An 18,339-nucleotide genomic window follows, 5' to 3' on the forward strand; every position below is an offset into this window, starting at 1 on the left:
GAAAGCCCGGCAAAACCGGTCCGGCCCGACCCCTTCCGCCACGCGCAGGTCCGTCCGCTGCGGATTGCTCTTGCTCCCAACCGCCCGCCGCGGTAGTTAGCTTCCTCGATCGAGCAAAGGTCCAACGACGCAACCAATACGGACAACCACGGACAACCATGAAAGCTGCCTTCCCCAAGATCGGTAAAATCCAATACGAAGGGCCCAACTCCCGCAATCCCCTGGCCTTCAAACATTACAACCCCGACGAAATCGTCGAAGGAAAACCGATGCGCGAGCACCTCCGGTTTTCCGTGGTCTACTGGCACACCTTCCGGAATCCCCTGGCCGATCCCTTCGGCGTCGGCACCGCCATCCGACCCTGGGACGACGGATCCAACTCCATCGCCAACGCCCAGCGCCGCGTCCGTGTCGCCTTCGAGTTCATGGAGAAACTCGGTGTGCCCTTCTACGCGTTCCACGACCGCGACATCGCTCCCGAAGGTCGCACCCTCCGCGAGACCAACAAGAACCTCGATGCCGTGGTCAAGGTGATCAAGGAGGAACAGGAACGCACCGGTATCAAACCCCTGTGGGGCACCGCTTCCCTCTTCACCCACCCGCGCTACGCCATGGGCGCTGCCACCAGCCCCAACGCCGAGGTCTTTGCCTTTGCCGCCGCCCAGGTCAAAAAAGCCATCGAAATCACCCACGAACTGGGCGGAGCCGGTTACGTCTTCTGGGGCGGCCGCGAGGGCTACAGCACCCTCTGGAACACCGACATGAAACGCGAGCTGGATCACCTCGCCCTGTTCCTCCACATGGCCGTCGAGTTCAAAAAGGAAATCGGCTTCAAGGGCCAGTTCTACATCGAACCCAAACCCAAGGAACCCACCAAACACCAATACGATTCCGACGCCGCTGCCTGCCTGAACTTCCTCCGGCAATACGACCTGCTGCCCCACTTCAAACTCAACATCGAAACCAACCACGCCACCCTCGCCGGCCACGAAATGATGCATGAACTCGAAGTGGCCGGGTCTGCTGGCGCCCTCGGCTCCATCGACGCCAACACCGGCGACCCGCTCCTCGGTTGGGACACCGACCAGTTCCCCACCAACATCTACCTCACCACCCAGATCATGTACACCATCCTCAAGTACGGCGGGTTCACCACCGGCGGCGTCAACTTCGACGCCAAGGTCCGCCGCGAAAGTTTCGAGCCCATCGACCTCTTCTACGCACACATCGGCGGCATGGACGCCTTCGCCCGCGGCCTCAAAATCGCCGCCGCACTTCGCAAAGACGGACGTCTTGCGGAATTCGTCAAACAGCGTTATTCTTCCTGGGACAGTGGCCTTGGGGCCGAAATTGAGGCGGGCAAGATGAACTTCCGCAAACTCGAGGCGATCATGTTGAAGAAGGGTGAGGCCGCTCCCAACATGAGCGGCCGCCAGGAGTTGCTGGAGAACATCATCAACGAGTTCATCTGAATTTCCAGTCCACCCCTCATCACCCCACGGGGCCGGGCAGTTCCCACGCCCGGCCCTTTCATTTTTCGATGCGCGACCTTCCGCCCCCGGCACGCACCACCTCGCCCGTGGCCCTGATATCTCAGCCCCTCGCGGGCCTTTCCCCGCCCTCCGTCCTGCCGTCCCCGCCGGGAGGCTCGCCTCCCCGTACCCCGCTCCACTCCTGCGGCAAGCAGCCCGTTTTTGCGGTCCATTTCTTGCCCCACCGCCGGACGGGACCCCATCCTCGCAGTCCGTTCCCGCGGATCCCAGTTGAGGGCCGGCGTCCCCGCCCTCCGGTTGGTAAGGTCGGAGTTTGGGACCGGACCCCTTCCCGCGGTCCCCCGGCTGCGAAACCTCTGCCGATCATCGGTCCATGCAAGGACCCTTCAGCCGGCGCGCCGGGGGCGCAACAAGTCCACCCGAACAACCGGTCACGTCTCCTCCTGAATCTGAAGCTGACCGGAGAGGCCCAGGTCCTGAACAATCTGGCGCAGGTCGGCCTTCAGGCCCTCGGCCGCTGCACCTTGCACTTTGACGGAAAAGTCGACCGACACCTCCACATCCTGCGCACTTCGCAGTTTCGGAATCAGTTTCGTCCCCAGCCGGTTCCAGACCTCCGGGGGAACCTTTCCCCTGATGCGCAGCGCCTTCAGCGCGGGCTCGGCCGTGGGCGGGAGCAAAGTCGAAGTCGAAGTGCCGCTTCCGGGTGAACTTCTTGTTTCGGTCACGGGCTGAGGCGGCGTAAGCTCCGGCCCTATTTGCGGCCGCCCTGCCTTGAGGAGTTCCGCCTTCGCCCGCAGCACCAAAAAGACTCCGGGCTCGAAGCTGACCTCGTCCTCGCTGATGGACTCCTTGTACCAAAAACGCTGGTAGGTGCCGTCCGGGTTCGGACCTGAAGCCAGTCCGAAGTCCCCGTGCTCCACAAATTCGCAGATTTTCTGCCGTAACCTCGCGTCCGGGTCGACCAGTCTCGTGAGGCTCCCGTTGAGAAAGCTTTGCCGGAGGCTCGAAAGTGGCCATGCGCCGCTCTCCTTGAACGCCGGCGGCCAGTTGCGTTCCAGGTAACCCGCGCCCACCGACTCGTTGAGCAGCCCCTGGGACTTCAGGGCGCCAATGACCCGGCCGCAGAGGGTTTCCTGGCTGCTCGAATGCCCGGCCCCAAGATCAATGACCTTCAGCCCGTCCGGGCTTTGGGGATCCGCAATCACCACAAACCGGTAGCCGGCCCATACCTCCTCACGGGCTGTCTCCTCGGCAACCCTGACTTTTTCACGAACCTCCTGCTGGTCGGCCCGGTCATAATCACCGCCCAGCGTTCCCCGGGCAATCTCCTCTTCCACCCGCCTCCATGCCAGCCACAGTTCCACCTTTTCTCTCAGCTCGCGCCCCGGCTTTTTGAAGCACCAGACCAGAGATCCGGGGTAGAGACGCGGGGAATTGCCCCGCTGTTTGGTCCATTGGGCCAGTTGCTGACGCAGTGCCCCCTCGCCGGTCCATTCGATCCCGGGGTCCATGACCACCACCGTCAACCGGGGCGAATCCTCCACCTCGGCGCCGTCCCCGGGAAACGCCACCACGGGCACACCGGCCCCACGACGAAACTCCCGCTCAACAAGCCTGCGCATGGCGGGTTTGATGTCCGCCTCCTCGTCCAGCGAAGCCCGACGGTCGTTGACCGCCTTTCGGATCGTGGCCTTGTGATACACCTTGAACCCGTCGGAGCCGACCTTCTGGATGTAGTAGGCCCGGGATTCCAGCGCCAGGGCGGCGTTGTCCACCGAAGTGGTGTCCACCCTGGGTTCGCCCAGGGCAAAGCGCAGCTCCGGCAGGTGCGCAACCTTGTCCGTCTGCCCGCCCGAGGATTCAAAGAGAATGGCCGTGCCCACGCGGCGATGAATGTCACGGAGCGGGCCTTTGGTATCCGCATCCAGTGCACGGGCATGGGAATGCTCCCCGGCAATGTCCACCTCAATCGCCACACCGAGCCTGGGTTCTCCAAGCTGGCCGAGGATGGTGCTGCGGAACCCCGGGTCGTGAAGCGGGGCCGACCCCAGGGTAATGAGTGGTTCCTCCCGGGCGGACGTGTAGCCCTCGCGGTAGGCCCGGGCAATCCATTGGGCCAGCATGGCGAGCGTTCCACGCGTTTGCTGGTATTGCTGCAGCGACTGCCATTTCCTCTGGAAGACCGAGAGCGTGGCCGGATGGAACGGGTAACACGCCTCGAACCGGGCACGCAGATACTCGCGGGCTTTGGCTTCCGTGGCCGCCGTGTCCACCGCCGTCCATTCCGGGGGAAGCTGCGCCCGACGTTCAAAGCACCAGTCCGCAAACGCTTTCGCCACGCTCTTCCTCACGCGCTCATTTCCCAAATGCTCGAAAAGCCGCCGTCGGACGACCTCGCTGATTTCCGTCTCATCATTGACGATGAGGTCCCTGGCCACGCGGCGGACCACCTTGGTGATCCTATCCTGCCACTGCATGTCCCATTCGGTCATCTCCACCTGGCTGCGCGGCAGGCTGATGACCGCTGTGCCGTGGCTCGTTCCCGTCATGGCGACCGTCAGGTTCTGGATGAAGGCATGGAACGGTTCGGCCATGTCGCGATGCCGATTGAGGAAGTTGAGCACCTCGTCGAAGAGGATGAGCACGGGGGCATTGGCTGCCTGCAACACGCGTCCGATGGCATCTGTCCCCGGGGGTGTCGTCTTCGCGGCCGGCCCCAGCGCTTCAACGCCCTTGTCGCCCGCCAGCTGGCGGGCGATGTCGATCCACGGCGTCTCCCGGCCATCCTGCGGGTCCCAGGCGTTGCCCACAAACACGGCAACGCGCGCCGCGGGAACCGACGCAAGCCCGACCTCCCGGAGCAGATCCGCAACACCCGGGTAGTCCACGGCCTTCTCCCCACGGGTGCCCAGATGATAGAGAGCCGTCAGGGTGTGCGTTTTGCCGCCGCCGAACTGGGTCACCAGGGTCAGGACCGGTGCGGTATTGTCCGTCCTCCCCGAAAGCCGCCGAAGAACCATCCCGGCGTGGTCCCGCAACGCCCGCGTCCAGCAGGTGCGGGAGAAGAACTGTGCAGGGTCCCGGTAGTCCTCGGGCGCCGTCCCGGCCACGACCTGCTCCAGGGCAATGGCAAACTCGTCGGGGTTGAAGGAACGGCCCTGCCGGACCTCTTCACGCGGTGTCACAATCTTATACCAGGGTTCCATTGCGATCCTCCTGTTTCTTCATGCGCTTGAACAGCCCGGTTGCCGAGCTCTTCAGCCTCACAAGGTTGGCGTAGGCGATGGATTTGAAATCGTTCTGGCACGAGTACATCCGGTAGCGGATACCGTCCGTCACCACCACGTCGCAGGGCACCCCGAGCTCTTTTACGTAGCCCATGGCCTGCTCAAGGGCTCCTTCCACCCCTGCGCCAAGGCGCTTCACCTCGATCACCAGATGGCAGTTTTCCGGTGTTCTTGGCAAAGCCCGGAACACCGCCACGTCAATGTGCCGCCACTTCACGGCGATGCACTCCTGCGGCCAGCCAAGACCACGCAGGAACGGTACGACGAAATGCACAATCATCTCGTCCTCGCTCGGAGGCTCGCCGAACCTCTCCTGATCCTCCATCAGCGGTACGAGGTCCCGGGCGCTCGCCACCAGGTCCCGGACGGCGGGGTCCACATCCTTCAGGGACGGTTCCTCCGGCGGAAGCCCCGGTAGCGGATCCTTCTGCCATTGCGTGGGTGGCGAGTTCAGGAAACGGTGGACATAATCCAAAACCTCTTCGTTCTGGACGCGCGAAAGTCGCGGGGGATTGGCGCCGAAGACCGGCTTCCCGAAGTCATGGGATGCCGGTAGCCGTTGCCAGCGCACCCGACGAGCGTGTTGAAGGTCCCATCCGTTCACATCATCGAACTGGTTCAAATACTGGTATTCACTCGCAACGATGCCAACCGCGCAGATGGTGGAAATGCCCGTGCGCAGCAGAAAGACATCGCCGACCTGAACTTCGGCCGCGAAGCGGCGCACGAAGTCGCCCTCGAACTCCCTGTCTCGTCCCGGTTCCCACGGACCCGCGTCGCCGGGACCGATGAGCCCGACGCCGTGCTTCAGGAACACATCCGCATACGGCCGCGACATCGGCCCGCCGGAAATCTGCCAAACCGCTGGCTTCATACGCCCTTGGGAACTTCCTCTTTCAGCCGGCACCCTGCGCCGACAATCGTGAGTCCAACGACCTCGCAGACCTGTTCACCGTAACGCACGACGGCCCTCCCCGCCCGCATCCGCACCGACAGCCGGCCCGGGAGGACCGAAGCCCATGTCCAAAACGTCGACCCCTCCCACGTGCCCCCTTGTCAAAAAACGCGGCTTTCTTCTCGAACATCGTTAAGGCTCCCCCGGAGTTCCGTCACCGCATCATCTCGTACTCGATCTTGCAGGCATCCGTGACGTGCCTGGAGGCGTCCAGCACTTCGATCGAGACCAGGTTTCCCTCCGCGTCGTAGTCGAGGATCACGCCCGGCTTCTCCTCATCGCTTTCTGCGACCGGAGTGTCTTCCTTCAGAATGACGCTCAGCGTGTCGGTGTGCGGATCGTACGTGACTTTCATGGTGTTGCTCCCCGGCATTTCTCAATTGTACTCGTTCGGTGCACGGCCAGGGTTCCATGGCCGGACCTCGCACTCACCACAGAGACACAGAGAACACAGAGGCAAAATCATAACACTCTCCTGCGGATGCGGTCCTTGAGGGCCGGTACGTTGAAGTTGATGGGCAGGCCGGGTTTCCAACCGCCGGGCCTGAGGTGGGTTAACAATTGGGCCTCATGAATGGGTTCGACGGCGCCAATCGCCCTGGTCTCGACGAAGACCGCATCGGCAACCAGAAGGTCGGCGCGATATGCACACACGAGCCTTGTTCCTTTGTATTCCACCGGCAAGGGTCGCTGTCGCGCAAAAGGCACGCCGCGAAGCCTCAATGCGTGACAGAGGCACTCTTCATGGGCCGACTCCAATAAACCCGGGCCAAGGGGTCGGTGAACCTCGATGGCAGCGCCGAGGATGTGCTCTGAAATCTTGTTCATGGCCACCTCTGTGTTCTCTGTGTCTCTGTGGTGCATCTTCACCTCGGCACCGCCAGCAACATTGCATCCACGAGCCGCTTCTCTTCGCTGTCCCTGGGATACAATGCCGAGAGCGCGTTGGCCAGCCGCAGAAAGTCCGGACCGCGTTCCCGCTCCGCCTCCAGCAACGCCCGCAGCGCATGGGTTTGACCCGCCTTCTGCAGCAGCATGGCCGCATGCACCCGGTCCAGAGTGGTCACCTGCCGACCCTGGTCGAGTTCCAGCCCGTGCGGCTCCCCGGGCCGCCGCTTCCCTCCGGCACGACTGCGCCGGGGCACCGCACCCTCCTGACCCGACTCCACAAACAGGTCGAGCTGCAGGGTCCGCCCGGGATGCCGCTCCATCCACTCGGCCGCCGCCGCCGCGCCATGGTCGCCAAACAACTGCCGGGCCCGTTCCACCACCGGCAGCAGCCGCACCACGCCCTTCTGGGTCTCGATGATCCGGCCCTCCCACTTGGGCAGATCAATCCCCAGCGGCTGGGCGAAGCGCCGGACCACGTCGAAAACGAGGGTGTAGCCGCCAGTCCTTCGCGGGGCGGGGGCGTCTTCGGCTTCGTCGTCGGTGGGGGAGGAGGAATCGGATGGATCGGACGGATCCGACGGATCGGACGGATCAACCGCCTCTGCCGGTTGGGTGCCGGCGGCGTCGTTGGTGCTTTGCAGCGTCCAGAGGAAAAGCGCTGTCAGGCGCGCGTCCTCCTCCAATGCGCCGGCCACGCCGTTGCGCGCTTTGGCCTCCGCCGTGCCCAGCACATTCTCCAGCGCCGTGCGGCCGACCACCTCCCAGACCTTCTCCAGATACTCCGCAAGCGTGACCTCGCGCCCTTCGGCGGTCTCGACCCGCGAGTAGCGGCTGAAAATCTCCAGCGCCGGGCCGATGCAGGCAAAAACCAGGTCCGCGCCGCGGATGCCCTCGGCCTGGAGCCGCTCCATCCACTCGCCCACGCGCTTGGGGAGCTCACGGAGAACATCGGCCCAATCGCCCACCGGCGCGTCCTCGGGCCGCGGGCGGCAGACGAGGTGGACGCTGGTGGCCAGGGCGGCGGATTCGCGCGCCCGCAGGCGCGAGGCCATCTCCGTGGCAATGGGCCAGGAGCCGGTGATCGTCCAGCCGCCGCGGATCATGCCGGAAAGGAGCGCCTCCCAACCTTCAGTCGTCTTGTGGGCGAAGACCACGGAGCCGACGCCGTCCTCGCGTAGGATGCGCCGGCCCTCGGCGAAGGCGCGGGCCATGGCTTCTTCGTAGAACGCCCGGTCCTTGGGCCGACCGTCGTCGGTTTGCGAGCGCTCGTTCTGAACTGCCTCGCGCGCCTTGGGCGTGAGCGGATTCTCTGGATCGAACGGGTCGCGCAGGAGCGGGTGATCAGGCAGCGCGCGCTTGAGCCACACGAGGAAGAAGTCGGAAAGGTCGGCGTAGGGCACCGCGTCGTAGTAGGGCGGGTCGGTGAACCAGACATGCGCCGTCTCGTCCGGGAGCGGATGCTTGGTGGCGTCGGCGAGCTGGACCTGGGCAACTGACGCGAGCGTAATGCAGACAGATTCGATTGCCCCCGCCATCCTCTCTGTTTGGCTGACTAGGGAGCCTGTTGCATCGGTCCAGGGGTTGGCCTCGGCAAAATCCCATACCATTGGCAACGCCTGCCTGGCCAGAGCCTGAACCGGACACTCAGCGTCCGCCTTCCACCTCGCGATAGACACTAGGAAGTCCGCCATTCGACCAATTGAGAGGGCTAAGGCTTCTTCATTCCCGCCCTTCAGGAGTGACACCCGCCCGGCCAGCGTCACCAGCGCCACGTTCTGCCGCGCCGTGAAAAGGTCGCCGAACGTTTGTGGGCCGTATTTGCAAACCCAGAAATTGCGCGTATCCACAGCGTGGATTGGCTCATCCGGCACCGGGCAGAGGCCCTGTTTGCCGCCGTGCTCCCATTCCGCGAGCAGCTGCGCAAGCCGCTGCTGGGCTCTGCGGACCGCCTCGTAATCGCGGTCCGAGGGCAACCGGTAGTGCCGGCCCGGCTCGCCGGGCCGGAGCGTCACCACTGCCAGCAGCCGCGCGCCGCCGACGCGCCGGCCGTGCTCATCGAACACCACGTCCGCGCCGCCCCGCTGCGCAGCAAGCTGCGCGCGCACCCGCTCCGGCGGCAGCACCGCGCCGCACGCGAGACAGGTGGCCCGCGCCCGGCTCACCGTGCCCGCCGGCACCTCCCGCTCGTTCCTCGGCTCGAAGATCTCCCACGATCCGTCGGATCCGTCGGATCCGACCGATCGGTCAGATCCCCTTGTCCACCGCAGCGCCCGCTTGCGGTTGGCCTTCTTGCACAGCCAGAACGACCGCACGAGCGGGATCTCCGCCCCGCAATTGGGCGCTTCGCACCGCACCGTGCGCGCCCAGAGATAGGCGATCGGCGTGGCGCCGTCCGGGTCCTTCGGGTAAAGGTCGGCCAGCTCCTGCTCCGCCTGCTTTTTGATTTCGGCGCCCACCTGCCGCAGCTCTTCGGCCAGCCGGGGGCCGTGGCGTGGAATGTCCTCCAGCATCACCTTGAGGATGAGGCAGGCCACGGGGTTGAGGTCGCTGGCGAAGGCCTCGCAGCCCACCCGCAGGGCTTCCAGGGGAATCGAACCGCCGCCGGCGAACGGGTCCACCACCAGGGGCGGCTCTTCCGGGTGGGCCGCGCGGACGAGCGCCCGGGCCACCTCGAGGTAGTTGGGGTCGGCGGCGAGGTCCCAGTTGGCAAAGTCGGCGATGAACTTCAGCAACCAGCGCCGCAGATCTTCGTCCCCTGGCTTTTGTGCCCCGGCATAGAGCCGTGTCAGGGCCTCGCGTGCCCGGGCCTTGAATTCCGCGGGGCAGTGGGGATCGGCCGGGTCGGGCAGGAGCAGGCCCAGCAACATGGCCCGGCAGGAGGCCAACGGCCGCCGAGCCCACCAGAGGTGCAGGGTGGAGGGGTGCCCGTGCCGGATGGATTTCTCGCGTGCCGCATGGCGCGAGACCTCGGCAATGGGGAAGTCCACCTCTGCCAGGCGTTTGCAGGCTTTTGGGATCATAGTTCCACAATTCCTTTGCATTCGGGATAGCCGGAACAGCCCCAGAATTGGCGGCCAGCGTACAAGCCGCTCTTGACGGTACGCAACACCATGGGTTTGCCGCAGCGGGGGCAGTGGGGGATGTGAGCGGACGGATCTGACGGATCGGACGGATCTGGCCGGTTTTTGCGGGAGCGGTAGGCCAATCTTGCGGCGGCGAGGCGTTCGCTGTAGCCGCCTTCTTCGATGAACTGCCTTTCCAGCGCGGTAATCTGCTGGTCGAGCAGGTAATTGGCCTGGTGGATCAGGCAGATGATGGCGTTGGCGCGCACGGCCGGGTCGTCGTGCTCCAACCATGGGGCGTAAAGGGCCCAGCGCTGTTGGTCTGTGAGCTTGGTCAGATCAGGCGGATTGGACGGATCGGACGGATCTGACTGATCCCTTCTGAAGCGGCGCGGTACCTCGCGCACGGCGCGGGCTTCGGGAGAGTCCGGCGCCCATTGCTGAAGCCGGCGGTGGCGTAGGAAGTCCTCGAAGTCGAGCAGGAGTTCCTCGAGGCTGGCCCGGGCGACGTTCAGAAGGCGCAGTTCGGTTTGCGAGGATGTGGCCGAAGCGCGGCTGGCTTCAGCGATGTTTTGTCGGCCACTGCGGGCGGCCTGGACCATTTGATCGACCAGGCGCGAGCGGGGATCGAGGAATTTCTCGCAGAAGAACCAGGTGGCGTCGTAGATGAGGGTGGCGGTTTGGAAACCGGCGGTATTGCGGTAGCCACCGCTCGGGCGGAGCCGCTTTTTGCGGGTGGGTTGGGCGGATCGGTCGGATCGGTCGGATCGGTCGGATCTCATGTTGTCTCGCGGATCTGCATGGGCTGGGTGAGCGCATCCACGGAGAGGTAATAGTGCGCCACTTTGGTGACCTCGTGCCACGGGAAGCGGGCGGGGTCGCGGACCGGCTCCTGCAGCTGCGGCTCGGTGGCGCAGTTGGTGACGATGTAGAGCCAGTAGCAGTCGCGCCGGTCCTCGGCGACGCGGCGCTCGTTGGGGGTGAGCAGGATCGTCCCGGTGGGCCCGGCAAGGCCCTTGACTTCGATGAGGCGCAGTTGGCCGGTGTTGAGGTCCAGGCTGGTGAGGTCGTAGCCGAGGTTTTTCTCGTGGACGTCGTAGACCTGGCGGCCCTGCGCCCGTTCATAGTTCATGACGACCTGCATGGCCGTGGCTTCGGTTTCAGGGTTGGGCTGCAGCCTGCGGACCTCGGGTGTTTCCCGGTCCGGGTGCGGCAGGACCAGGACACTGGTGATCCGGTCCACGGCCTGGAGGGTGAGGGATTTTTGCTGTTCGAGGTCCTTGCGACGTTGATCGCGGCGCTGGAGCAATTCGGTTTGCCGGGCGTCGGCCTGGGCCAGCCGGCCTTCGGCGCCCTGCTCGCCCCGCTCGACGGCTTCCTGGGCACGGCCGATTTCCTCATCGGCGCGTCGGATGAGTTCGGTCAGCGACAGTTCCACGTGGGCGGCGATCCGTTCCAGCTCGCTCAGCCGCTCGGCCCGGGTTTGTTCGAGGAACGGCGTCAGGACATGTTCGTTGAGCCAGGGGGTGACCTCGGGGAGGTTGGCAACGGGCGGCAATTCAACCGGGTCTTCCGCTGGGATCAAATCGCCCAGGATGCCCGGCTCGCGCAGGCGCGGGGGACCGTCGCCGGTCACTTCCACGGCAAAGAGCCGTTCATGGATCACCCGGCCGAGACCGTCCACGACGCGTGCGCGGTAGAAATCGATGCGCGCCGGGGCCGGATGGTGAAGGGAATAGAAGGTGGCGCCCCTGCTGAGGGTCTCGCCGGCCAGGTTGCAGGTGTGCCGACGCACGGCTTCGAACAGTGGATGGCCCGGCGTGACCCATTCCAGATTTTGCGTTTCGGCGGTTTCACGGTCGGTGGAGCAGCGTGGGTAGCGGGCTGCCAGTGCGGGCAGGCGCCAATCGGGATCGCGTTCGTATTGGCGAAGTACCGAGGGTGTCCGGCCGGGCTCGAAGGTGTGGGGCAGGTGGGGCACCGGTTTGAGGGCGAAGCCGGGGACGTAATCGGCCGCTTCCCGGAGGAAACGGGCGATGGTTTCCGGCACCACCCGCCGCTCCTGTGCCTGCGCACGGCGTTCAATGAGCATCTCCAGGTTGAGTTTTTTGGAGGCCAGGCCCTCAAGGGCGTTTTGGCAGATCCGACGGAACTCGCGTTCATCCACGTTCCTGAGCAGGCGATCCTCCAGGTCGGCGTCGCCCAGGCGACCTGCGTAATAATCCCGCAGCACGCGTTCCACATGGGCCGCCGGGAGCACCTCGCCCACGACGTTGAAGACGGCGTCGTCGTCGAGGGCGTCCCGGATTTCCTGGAGCTTTTGCAGGAGACGCTGCAGGACCCGGCCCTCGATGGTGTTGGTCGCGACGAAGTTGAAGATGAGGCAATCCTTGCGCTGGCCGTACCGGTGGATTCGGCCCATGCGCTGTTCGAGGCGGTTCGGGTTCCACGGTATGTCGTAGTTAAACAGGATGTTGCAGCACTGGAGGTTGATTCCTTCGCCCGCGGCTTCCGTGGCCACCAGGATTTGGATGGCGCCTTCGCGGAACTGTTGTTCGGCGTAAAGTCGGGTCCCCGGTTCATCGCGTGATCCGGGCTTCATTTCTCCGTGGATGAAACCGACGCGGAAACCCCATGAGGTGAGCCGCTCCACCAGGTAGTCGAGGGTGTCCTTGAATTCGGTAAAGATGAGGAGGCGTTTGTCCGGGTCGTTGAAGAAACCCTGGTCGTGGAGGAGCTGTTTGAGTTTGGCGAGCTTGGCTTCGGCACCGGATTCCTCAACCTGGCGTGCCCGCCGGGCCAGGGCCTGCAGTTCGCTCACCTCCTGTTGAACCAGGTCCGCACTGCCGGCCAGGGTGACCGCCTCCAACAGCCTTTCGAGCTGGTGACGTTCATTTTCCTCCATTTCCTCCAGCTCCTCGGGGTCGGGTATCTCCGGCGGGGTCCGGGTTGCGAGTTCCCGGGCGCGTTTCAACTCCTCGGCGAGCCGCCGGGCCCGGCTTTCGAGGGAGCGTCGCATGGCATAAGTGCTGGAGGCGAGCCTTCTCTGGTAGAGCGACATCAGGAAACCCACGGCACGGGCCCGGGGATCATCACCCCTGGCGGCGGCTCGGGCGCTCTGTTCCTTCACGAAACGAGTCACATCCCGGTACAGGTCAAATTCGGGGCCGTCCATTTGGAATTCGACCGTGTGGGGAATGCGGCGGGTGAAGATCTTGCGTGCGACCCAGGTACCATCCGGTTGCCGCTCCGGGAAGCAGACCATGGCCTCCTTGGTTCGGCGCAGGTAAAAGGGCGCCCTGCGTTGCTCCATGGCCTGGCGGATGGATCGCACGTCAGCGTAAGCGTCGCGGTCGAGGAGTTGGAGAAACAGCGTAAAGTTCTCCGGATCCCCCTTGTGGGGGGTTGCGGTGAGCAACAGCATGTGGTCGGAGGTGTCGCGCAGCAGTTCGCCCAGTTTGTAGCGCAGGCTCTTGTGGGACTCGTCGGCGGCGGACATGCGGTGCGCCTCATCCACAATCACCAGATCCCAACGCACCTGCCGCAGGCCCGGCAGGATCTCCGTCCGCTTGGCCAGGTCCAAGGAGGTGATCACGCGCCTCTGTTCCAGCCATTGGTTGACGCCGAACTGGTCGCGGATGTCGCTGCCCTTCAGGACGAGGAATTTGGCATCGAACTTTTCCTTCAGTTCTCGTTGCCACTGGAAGGTGAGGTTGGCCGGGCACACAATGAGAATCCGTTCCGCCAGGCCGCGCAGTTCCAGTTCGCGGATCAACAGGCCTGCCATGATCGTTTTGCCCGCGCCGGCGTCGTCCGCCAGCAGAAACCGCACCCGCGGAAGCTTCAGCAGGTAGTCGTATACCGCCTCGAGCTGATGCGGGAGCGGGTCCACCCGGGAAATCGAAAGGCCGAAGTACGGGTCGAATTCGTAGGCAATGCCCAGCGAGTAGGCCTGGAGGCCGAGCCGCAGCAAACGTCCGTCGCCATCATAGGTGTGCCCGGGGTCGCGAATGGTGAGCCGTTGAAGATCGCTTTGCGTGAGTGTCACCTTGCGGTACCGGTCCGACTGCGTGCCGACGAGTCCCACAACCCAGGTGCCCGGCCCCTGGGCGCGAACAGTCTCAACCCTCATGGGCTCGCTGAACAAAGGGCCGGTCAGGATCTGGCCTTCACGCAAGGTTGCGGGGTTGCTCATGGAGGTCTTCATGTCCGGTACTTCCTGTGTTCCTCGAGGGTGCCGCGCGCGGCGCGGCTGAAAGGCGGCTTTTTTGTACCCATGTCCATGGCCCGGGCAGCTGCACTTCTGAACCGCCCGACAAGCTCCGTTGGGCAACGGTCGCATGGTACCTGCCCTGGTCTTGCCCCGGGCGACTCGAGAGTAGTTTGAAGGCGCCGGTGCAGGCACACAATTCCCCAATGGCCAGATTCACAGGCACGGCGCTGCATGCGAGGCTCCGGTGGAACGTGACGTGCCGCGGCTTCCAAGTGGCTTTGGGGAGTGAAGATGGGGTTGACCGTGACGGCTGGAAATGTGAACCACCAAGGGATGGTGGAGACGGGTTGGATTTGGGCAGGACAGGGGTCGGCGGGGGTTTGAGTCGTGTGCGCTCGTCGAGTGGACGCTTGCCAGGCGGCGACCGGCTCGGCTGAATCGGGCCGGGCGCAGGGCGCCATCCGGTCAGCCGGAATTGGAACCCGCCGGCGCAGACCGGGTCGACGCCGGCCGAATGGACCATGAAATCGCGTAAGCCAGAGTCGTCTCGTTCCGGAGCAGCGGCTGCAGGGTCGAAAGTTGCGCCGCCCTGTTTCAAGGCGGTGCCGGAAGGTTGCCGCCTGCAGGTCAAACTGATTCCCAGGGCCGCCCGGGATGAGGTGGGCGAGCTGCGCGGGGAGTACCTGGTCATCCGGGTGACCGCGCCACCCGTGGATGAAGCCGCCAACCAGGCCCTCCGCAGGTTGTTGGCCGACCGACTCGGGTGCGCGGCGAGCCGGATCCAGGTTGAGCGTGGCCATCACTCGCGGCAAAAGACCCTGCTGATTGCAGGCCTGGATGCCGCAACGGTAGCGGCGCGCCTGTTGCCGGGCGCGCAGACCGGGGCTTCATGAGGGTCAGTGGCAACGAGGCATCGCTGCGTGGTCCGACCTTCCCTTCTCGAAGGCACGCGGTGGTCTGCAAAAACCGTATGCGATGCCGTACCCGGTCGCGGATCAGGCGGCATTCGTTGCCGGCCCGGAAACCGATTCGGGCATGCCCGGATGGATTTCCTGTGGCGCAGCGATGCCGGGCGGTTCGACGCGCGCTTCCAGCAACAGGTCCGGCCCGAGCCGCCGCCACCGCAAATCCCGCAATCGCAGAATCTCGTCCCAGCTCCGGGCTCCTTCGCCGGCGACAGCCCTGCGGGCATCCGCACCGCCCAGGACCAGGGGCGCATAATAGAACGCCACGCGATGAGCCAGCCCGCCCAGGAGAAACGAGGCCTGCACTTCACCGCCCCCTTCCACCAGGAGTCGGGTCACCTCCATTTGACCCAACCGGTCCAGAAGCCACGCCAAATCGAGTCGTTCCCGGCCGGCGCGGCTGGTTTGCCGGTCCAGCGGCGCCTCCCAGACGGTGACGCGTTTGGCCAGGGCGTCGACACGGCGCGGCGGAGCGTTTGGGCCCACGACCACAATGGTGCGGTCGGCTTGGTTGTCGGACGTCACCCGGGCGTCCCTTGGAGTCCGGGCCCGGGCGTCCAGGATCACACGCCACCCCCGCCACGGTTGGCGACCGCGCGGCAGGAGCGAGGGATCGTCGGCCAACACCGTTTCAACGCCCACCAGAACGGCATCGCTACCGCGCCGAAGGTACCAGCCGTGGGCGCGGGCGCGTGGGCCCGTGATCCATTGGGACTCGCCGGTGGCGGTGGCGATCTTGCCGTCCAGGGTCATGGCCGCCTTGACGATGACCCAGGGCCGGCGGTGCACGATCCAGTGATTGAAGGCTTCGTTCAAGGCGGCGCATTCGTCGGCCAGCACGCCGGTGTGGACCTCCACACCTGCGTCGCGAAGCAGCGTCAGGCCGCGGCCGGCGTGGCGCGGGTTGGGATCCACCGCGCCCACGATCACCCTGCGAATTCCCGCGGCGAGGATGGCGTCGGTGCAGGGCGGCGTTCGCCCCCAGGTGCTGCAGGGTTCGAGGGTCACGATCAGCGTGGCGCCGCGCACGCGATGACCGCGCCGGCGGGCATCGGCCAACGCTTCAACCTCGGCATGAGGCAGACCTGGGCCCCGATGCCAGCCCCGGCCCAGCACGCGGTCGCCCCGGATCACCAGCGCCCCAACCATCGGATTGGGCGAGGTGCGGCCGTAGCCTTTGCGGGCCAGGCGCAGCGCTTCGCGCATCCAGCGGGTGGCGTCCATGGTTCAAACGGTCGCTCCGGCGGTATGGCGGTGCTGCGTCCACCACCGGGCCAGGGCGTCCAGGGCGCGAGCCCTGTGACTGATGCGGTTTTTGATGTCCGATCCGAGCTCGGCAAAGGTCCGGTCGTAGCCTTCCGGAACAAACAACGGGTCGTATCCGAACCCATGCGTGCCGGAGGGCGTCTGGCGGATGCGCCCTTCGCAGACGCCTTCGAACAATCGGACCGGCTCGACAGGCAGTGGATCCGGCCAGCGGGCCAGGGCGAGGACACAACGGAAACGGGCGGTGCGGCGCTCGGCCGGCACACCCGCCAGCAGGCGAAGGAGCTTTGCGTTGTTCTCGGCGTCGGGACTGTTGCCGGGCGCGCCCGTGTCCAGGGCGGCAAACCGGGCGGAATCCACCCCGGGCGCACCGCCGAGGGCGTCCACCTCGAGCCCGGAGTCGTCGGCCAGGACCCACCACGGGGTGCCCGGATCCGGCTCTCCGGAGTTCACGGCGCGCCGGGCCAACCACGCCAGCACCTGGGTGGCTTTCAGGGTGGCGTTTTCCGCAAAGGTGCGCCCGGTTTCGAGCAGCTCGGGTGCGTCCGGCCAATCGGTCAGCACACGGTACCTCAGGCGGTCGCCAAGGATGGCGCGGATTTCCTCGACCTTGTGGCGGTTCCGGGTTGCCAAAACCAGTGTTTCCACGGGGCTGACCTTACCGTGAGCGCCGGTCGCGGGCAAAACGGTTCAGCAACCGGGTTCCCATCACCCGGCAGATGCAAAGCCGGGGCTTTGGCGGAACGTGGCTCCAAAACGGGGAAAGGACCTTCGGGGTGGACATCCGCGGGACGAGGTTGGACGGATGCAAAGCGGCCCGTGCAGCGGCGCAAGGCTTCTCCCATCGAACGCGCCCTTCCACCCGTGTGAGGGTCCTGCAGTAGCCATGGGTCGTGTAACCTTTCCCTCGTCCGCGGCTCCAACCCGTTGGGCCTATGAAAGAGTTGCTCATACTGGGTGCGGGAACCGCGGGAACGATCGTGGCCAACCGGATGCGACGGGAGCTCGATCCCGCGGATTGGCGCATTCGCGTGGTGGACGAAGAACCGCGACATTTTTACCAGCCGGGTTTTCTGTTCGTACCCTTCGGGATTTACACGCCCCAGCAGGTGGTGCGCCCGAAACGACGACAATTGAGCGCCGGTGTGGAGGTGGTCGAAGCGCGGGCCGAAGTGATCGAGCCGGATCGGCGCCGGGTCCGGCTGGCCAACGGCACGGAACTGGCATACGACCTGTTGGTGATCGCCACGGGGACGCGGCCGGTGCCGGATCAGGTGGAGGGGATGTTGGGTGAGGATTGGGGTCGTCGCGTATTCGAGTTTTACACCTTCGAGGGCGCGGTCCGGCTCGGCCAGGCGTTGCGCGACTGGCGCGGGGGACGACTCGTGGTGCACGTCAGTGAAATGCCCATCAAATGCCCGGTGGCACCGCTGGAGTTCGCCTTCCTGGCCGATTGGTGGCTGCGCAAGCGGGGCCTGCGCGACCGCACCGAACTGGTGTATGTGACGCCCCTGTCCGGCGCGTTCACCAAGCCCGTGGCGTCCCGAGTGTTGGGCGACCTCCTGGACCGCAAGGGCATTCGCGTGGTGACGGATTTCGCGGTGGCCCGGGTGGACGCCGCGGCGCACAAGCTTGTCAGTTGGGATGATCAGGAGGTGCCCTACGACCTCCTGGTCACCGTGCCGCCCAACTTCGGTGCCGAGGTGATCGAACGGTCCGGCCTGGGCGACGAGATGAATTTTGTCCCCACCGACCGGCACACGCTCCAGGCGCGCGGGCAGGAGCACATCTTCGTGTTGGGCGACGCGACCGATCTGCCCACCTCCAAGGCCGGTTCCGTGGCCCACTTTGAGTCGGAAATCCTCACCGAGAATCTTCTGGCCCACATTCGCGGCGAGCCGTTGCCGGCACGCTTCGACGGACACGCCAACTGCTTCGTGGAGACCGGTTTCGGCAAGGCCGTGCTGCTCGATTTCAATTATCGCCTGGAACCGGTCCCCGGCCGGTTCCCGCTGCCCTGGGTGGGACCGCTCCGCCTGCTGGGTGAGTCCCGCATCAATCACTGGGGTAAGCTGGCCTTTGAATGGATTTACTGGCACTGGCTGTTGCCGGGGCGACCGATCCCGTTCGTGGGACCGGAAATGTCGCTGGCCGGCAAGCAGATCCCGGCCGGCGCCCTGACCACGGAGGCGGCCGGCTAAACC

Annotated in this window: 12 protein-coding genes; 3 read left to right on the top strand and 9 right to left on the bottom strand. The window is 65.2% G+C overall.

From position 1 onward, the window contains the following. The first annotated feature begins 158 nt into the window (after window positions 1-158). A complete protein-coding gene (gene xylA, locus G4L39_RS09155) occupies window positions 159-1,472 on the top strand; it encodes a xylose isomerase (protein WP_165107640.1) in 1,314 nt (437 codons plus the stop codon). Window positions 1,473-1,924: 452 nt separating this feature from the next. Here xylA and G4L39_RS09160 read toward each other — a convergent pair whose 3' ends face one another. The 7 genes from G4L39_RS09160 to G4L39_RS09190 form a co-directional block, all read right to left on the bottom strand. Next, window positions 1,925-4,702 carry a DUF499 domain-containing protein gene (locus G4L39_RS09160; protein ID WP_165107642.1) on the bottom strand — a complete coding sequence of 926 codons (2,778 nt, stop codon included), beginning with the start codon at window positions 4,700-4,702 and terminating at the stop codon, window positions 1,925-1,927. Next, window positions 4,686-5,657 (bottom strand): hypothetical protein, encoded by a 972-nt coding sequence (locus G4L39_RS09165; protein WP_165107645.1) that lies wholly within the window; start codon window positions 5,655-5,657, stop codon window positions 4,686-4,688. Before G4L39_RS09165 ends, G4L39_RS09160 begins: the two co-directional genes overlap by 17 nt. Before the next feature lie 235 nt (window positions 5,658-5,892). Continuing rightward, complete coding sequence (locus tag G4L39_RS09170; RefSeq protein WP_165107647.1) at window positions 5,893-6,093, bottom strand: DUF2283 domain-containing protein; 201 nt, start codon at window positions 6,091-6,093, stop codon at window positions 5,893-5,895. Window positions 6,094-6,200: 107 nt separating this feature from the next. Continuing rightward, entirely contained in the window at window positions 6,201-6,566 is a 366-nt protein-coding gene (locus G4L39_RS09175) for a GxxExxY protein (protein WP_205880900.1), read from the bottom strand. A 38-nt stretch (window positions 6,567-6,604) separates the two neighbouring features. After that, complete coding sequence (locus tag G4L39_RS09180) at window positions 6,605-9,670, bottom strand: DUF1156 domain-containing protein (protein ID WP_343203325.1); 3,066 nt, start codon at window positions 9,668-9,670, stop codon at window positions 6,605-6,607. After that, window positions 9,646-10,473, bottom strand: a complete 828-nt coding sequence (locus tag G4L39_RS09185) for a four helix bundle suffix domain-containing protein (RefSeq protein WP_165107651.1) — start codon at window positions 10,471-10,473, stop codon at window positions 9,646-9,648. Before G4L39_RS09185 ends, G4L39_RS09180 begins: the two co-directional genes overlap by 25 nt. Then, window positions 10,470-13,898 carry a helicase-related protein gene (locus G4L39_RS09190; RefSeq protein ID WP_205880902.1) on the bottom strand — a complete coding sequence of 1,143 codons (3,429 nt, stop codon included), beginning with the start codon at window positions 13,896-13,898 and terminating at the stop codon, window positions 10,470-10,472. Before G4L39_RS09190 ends, G4L39_RS09185 begins: the two co-directional genes overlap by 4 nt. Window positions 13,899-14,425: 527 nt before the next feature. On the opposite strand from G4L39_RS09190, the gene G4L39_RS09195 reads away from it, so the two are divergent. Then, window positions 14,426-14,797, top strand: coding sequence for a DUF167 domain-containing protein (locus G4L39_RS09195; protein WP_165107653.1), 372 nt, complete (start codon window positions 14,426-14,428; stop codon window positions 14,795-14,797). A gap of 102 nt (window positions 14,798-14,899) precedes the next feature. On the opposite strand, the gene ribD is transcribed toward G4L39_RS09195, so the two are convergent. Further along, window positions 14,900-16,093 carry a bifunctional diaminohydroxyphosphoribosylaminopyrimidine deaminase/5-amino-6-(5-phosphoribosylamino)uracil reductase RibD gene (ribD, locus tag G4L39_RS09200; RefSeq protein WP_165107656.1) on the bottom strand — a complete coding sequence of 398 codons (1,194 nt, stop codon included), beginning with the start codon at window positions 16,091-16,093 and terminating at the stop codon, window positions 14,900-14,902. A gap of 3 nt (window positions 16,094-16,096) precedes the next feature. Further along, a complete protein-coding gene (rdgB, locus tag G4L39_RS09205; RefSeq protein ID WP_165107658.1) occupies window positions 16,097-16,783 on the bottom strand; it encodes an RdgB/HAM1 family non-canonical purine NTP pyrophosphatase in 687 nt (228 codons plus the stop codon). Between the two features lie 287 nt (window positions 16,784-17,070). Between rdgB and sqr the strand changes: the two genes are divergently transcribed. Further along, window positions 17,071-18,336 carry a type III sulfide quinone reductase, selenoprotein subtype gene (gene sqr, locus G4L39_RS09210; protein WP_165107660.1) on the top strand — a complete coding sequence of 422 codons (1,266 nt, stop codon included), beginning with the start codon at window positions 17,071-17,073 and terminating at the stop codon, window positions 18,334-18,336. Window positions 18,337-18,339 lie beyond the last annotated feature (3 nt).

The sequence above is a fragment of the Limisphaera ngatamarikiensis genome (assembly GCF_011044775.1).
Classification (GTDB): domain Bacteria; phylum Verrucomicrobiota; class Verrucomicrobiia; order Limisphaerales; family Limisphaeraceae; genus Limisphaera; species Limisphaera ngatamarikiensis.

Excerpts from the sequence above, each read along its gene's own strand:
- xylA (WP_165107640.1), top strand. The coding sequence starts at position 159 with ATGAAAGCTGCCTTCCCCAAGATCGGTAAAATCCAATACGAAGGGCCC.
- G4L39_RS09160 (WP_165107642.1), bottom strand. The coding sequence starts at position 4,702 with ATGGAACCCTGGTATAAGATTGTGACACCGCGTGAAGAGGTCCGGCAG.
- G4L39_RS09165 (WP_165107645.1), bottom strand. The coding sequence starts at position 5,657 with ATGAAGCCAGCGGTTTGGCAGATTTCCGGCGGGCCGATGTCGCGGCCG.
- G4L39_RS09170 (WP_165107647.1), bottom strand. The coding sequence starts at position 6,093 with ATGAAAGTCACGTACGATCCGCACACCGACACGCTGAGCGTCATTCTG.
- G4L39_RS09175 (WP_205880900.1), bottom strand. The coding sequence starts at position 6,566 with ATGAACAAGATTTCAGAGCACATCCTCGGCGCTGCCATCGAGGTTCAC.
- G4L39_RS09180 (WP_343203325.1), bottom strand. The coding sequence starts at position 9,670 with ATGCAAAGGAATTGTGGAACTATGATCCCAAAAGCCTGCAAACGCCTG.
- G4L39_RS09185 (WP_165107651.1), bottom strand. The coding sequence starts at position 10,473 with ATGAGATCCGACCGATCCGACCGATCCGACCGATCCGCCCAACCCACC.
- G4L39_RS09190 (WP_205880902.1), bottom strand. The coding sequence starts at position 13,898 with ATGAAGACCTCCATGAGCAACCCCGCAACCTTGCGTGAAGGCCAGATC.
- G4L39_RS09195 (WP_165107653.1), top strand. The coding sequence starts at position 14,426 with ATGAAATCGCGTAAGCCAGAGTCGTCTCGTTCCGGAGCAGCGGCTGCA.
- ribD (WP_165107656.1), bottom strand. The coding sequence starts at position 16,093 with ATGGACGCCACCCGCTGGATGCGCGAAGCGCTGCGCCTGGCCCGCAAA.
- sqr (WP_165107660.1), top strand. The coding sequence starts at position 17,071 with ATGAAAGAGTTGCTCATACTGGGTGCGGGAACCGCGGGAACGATCGTG.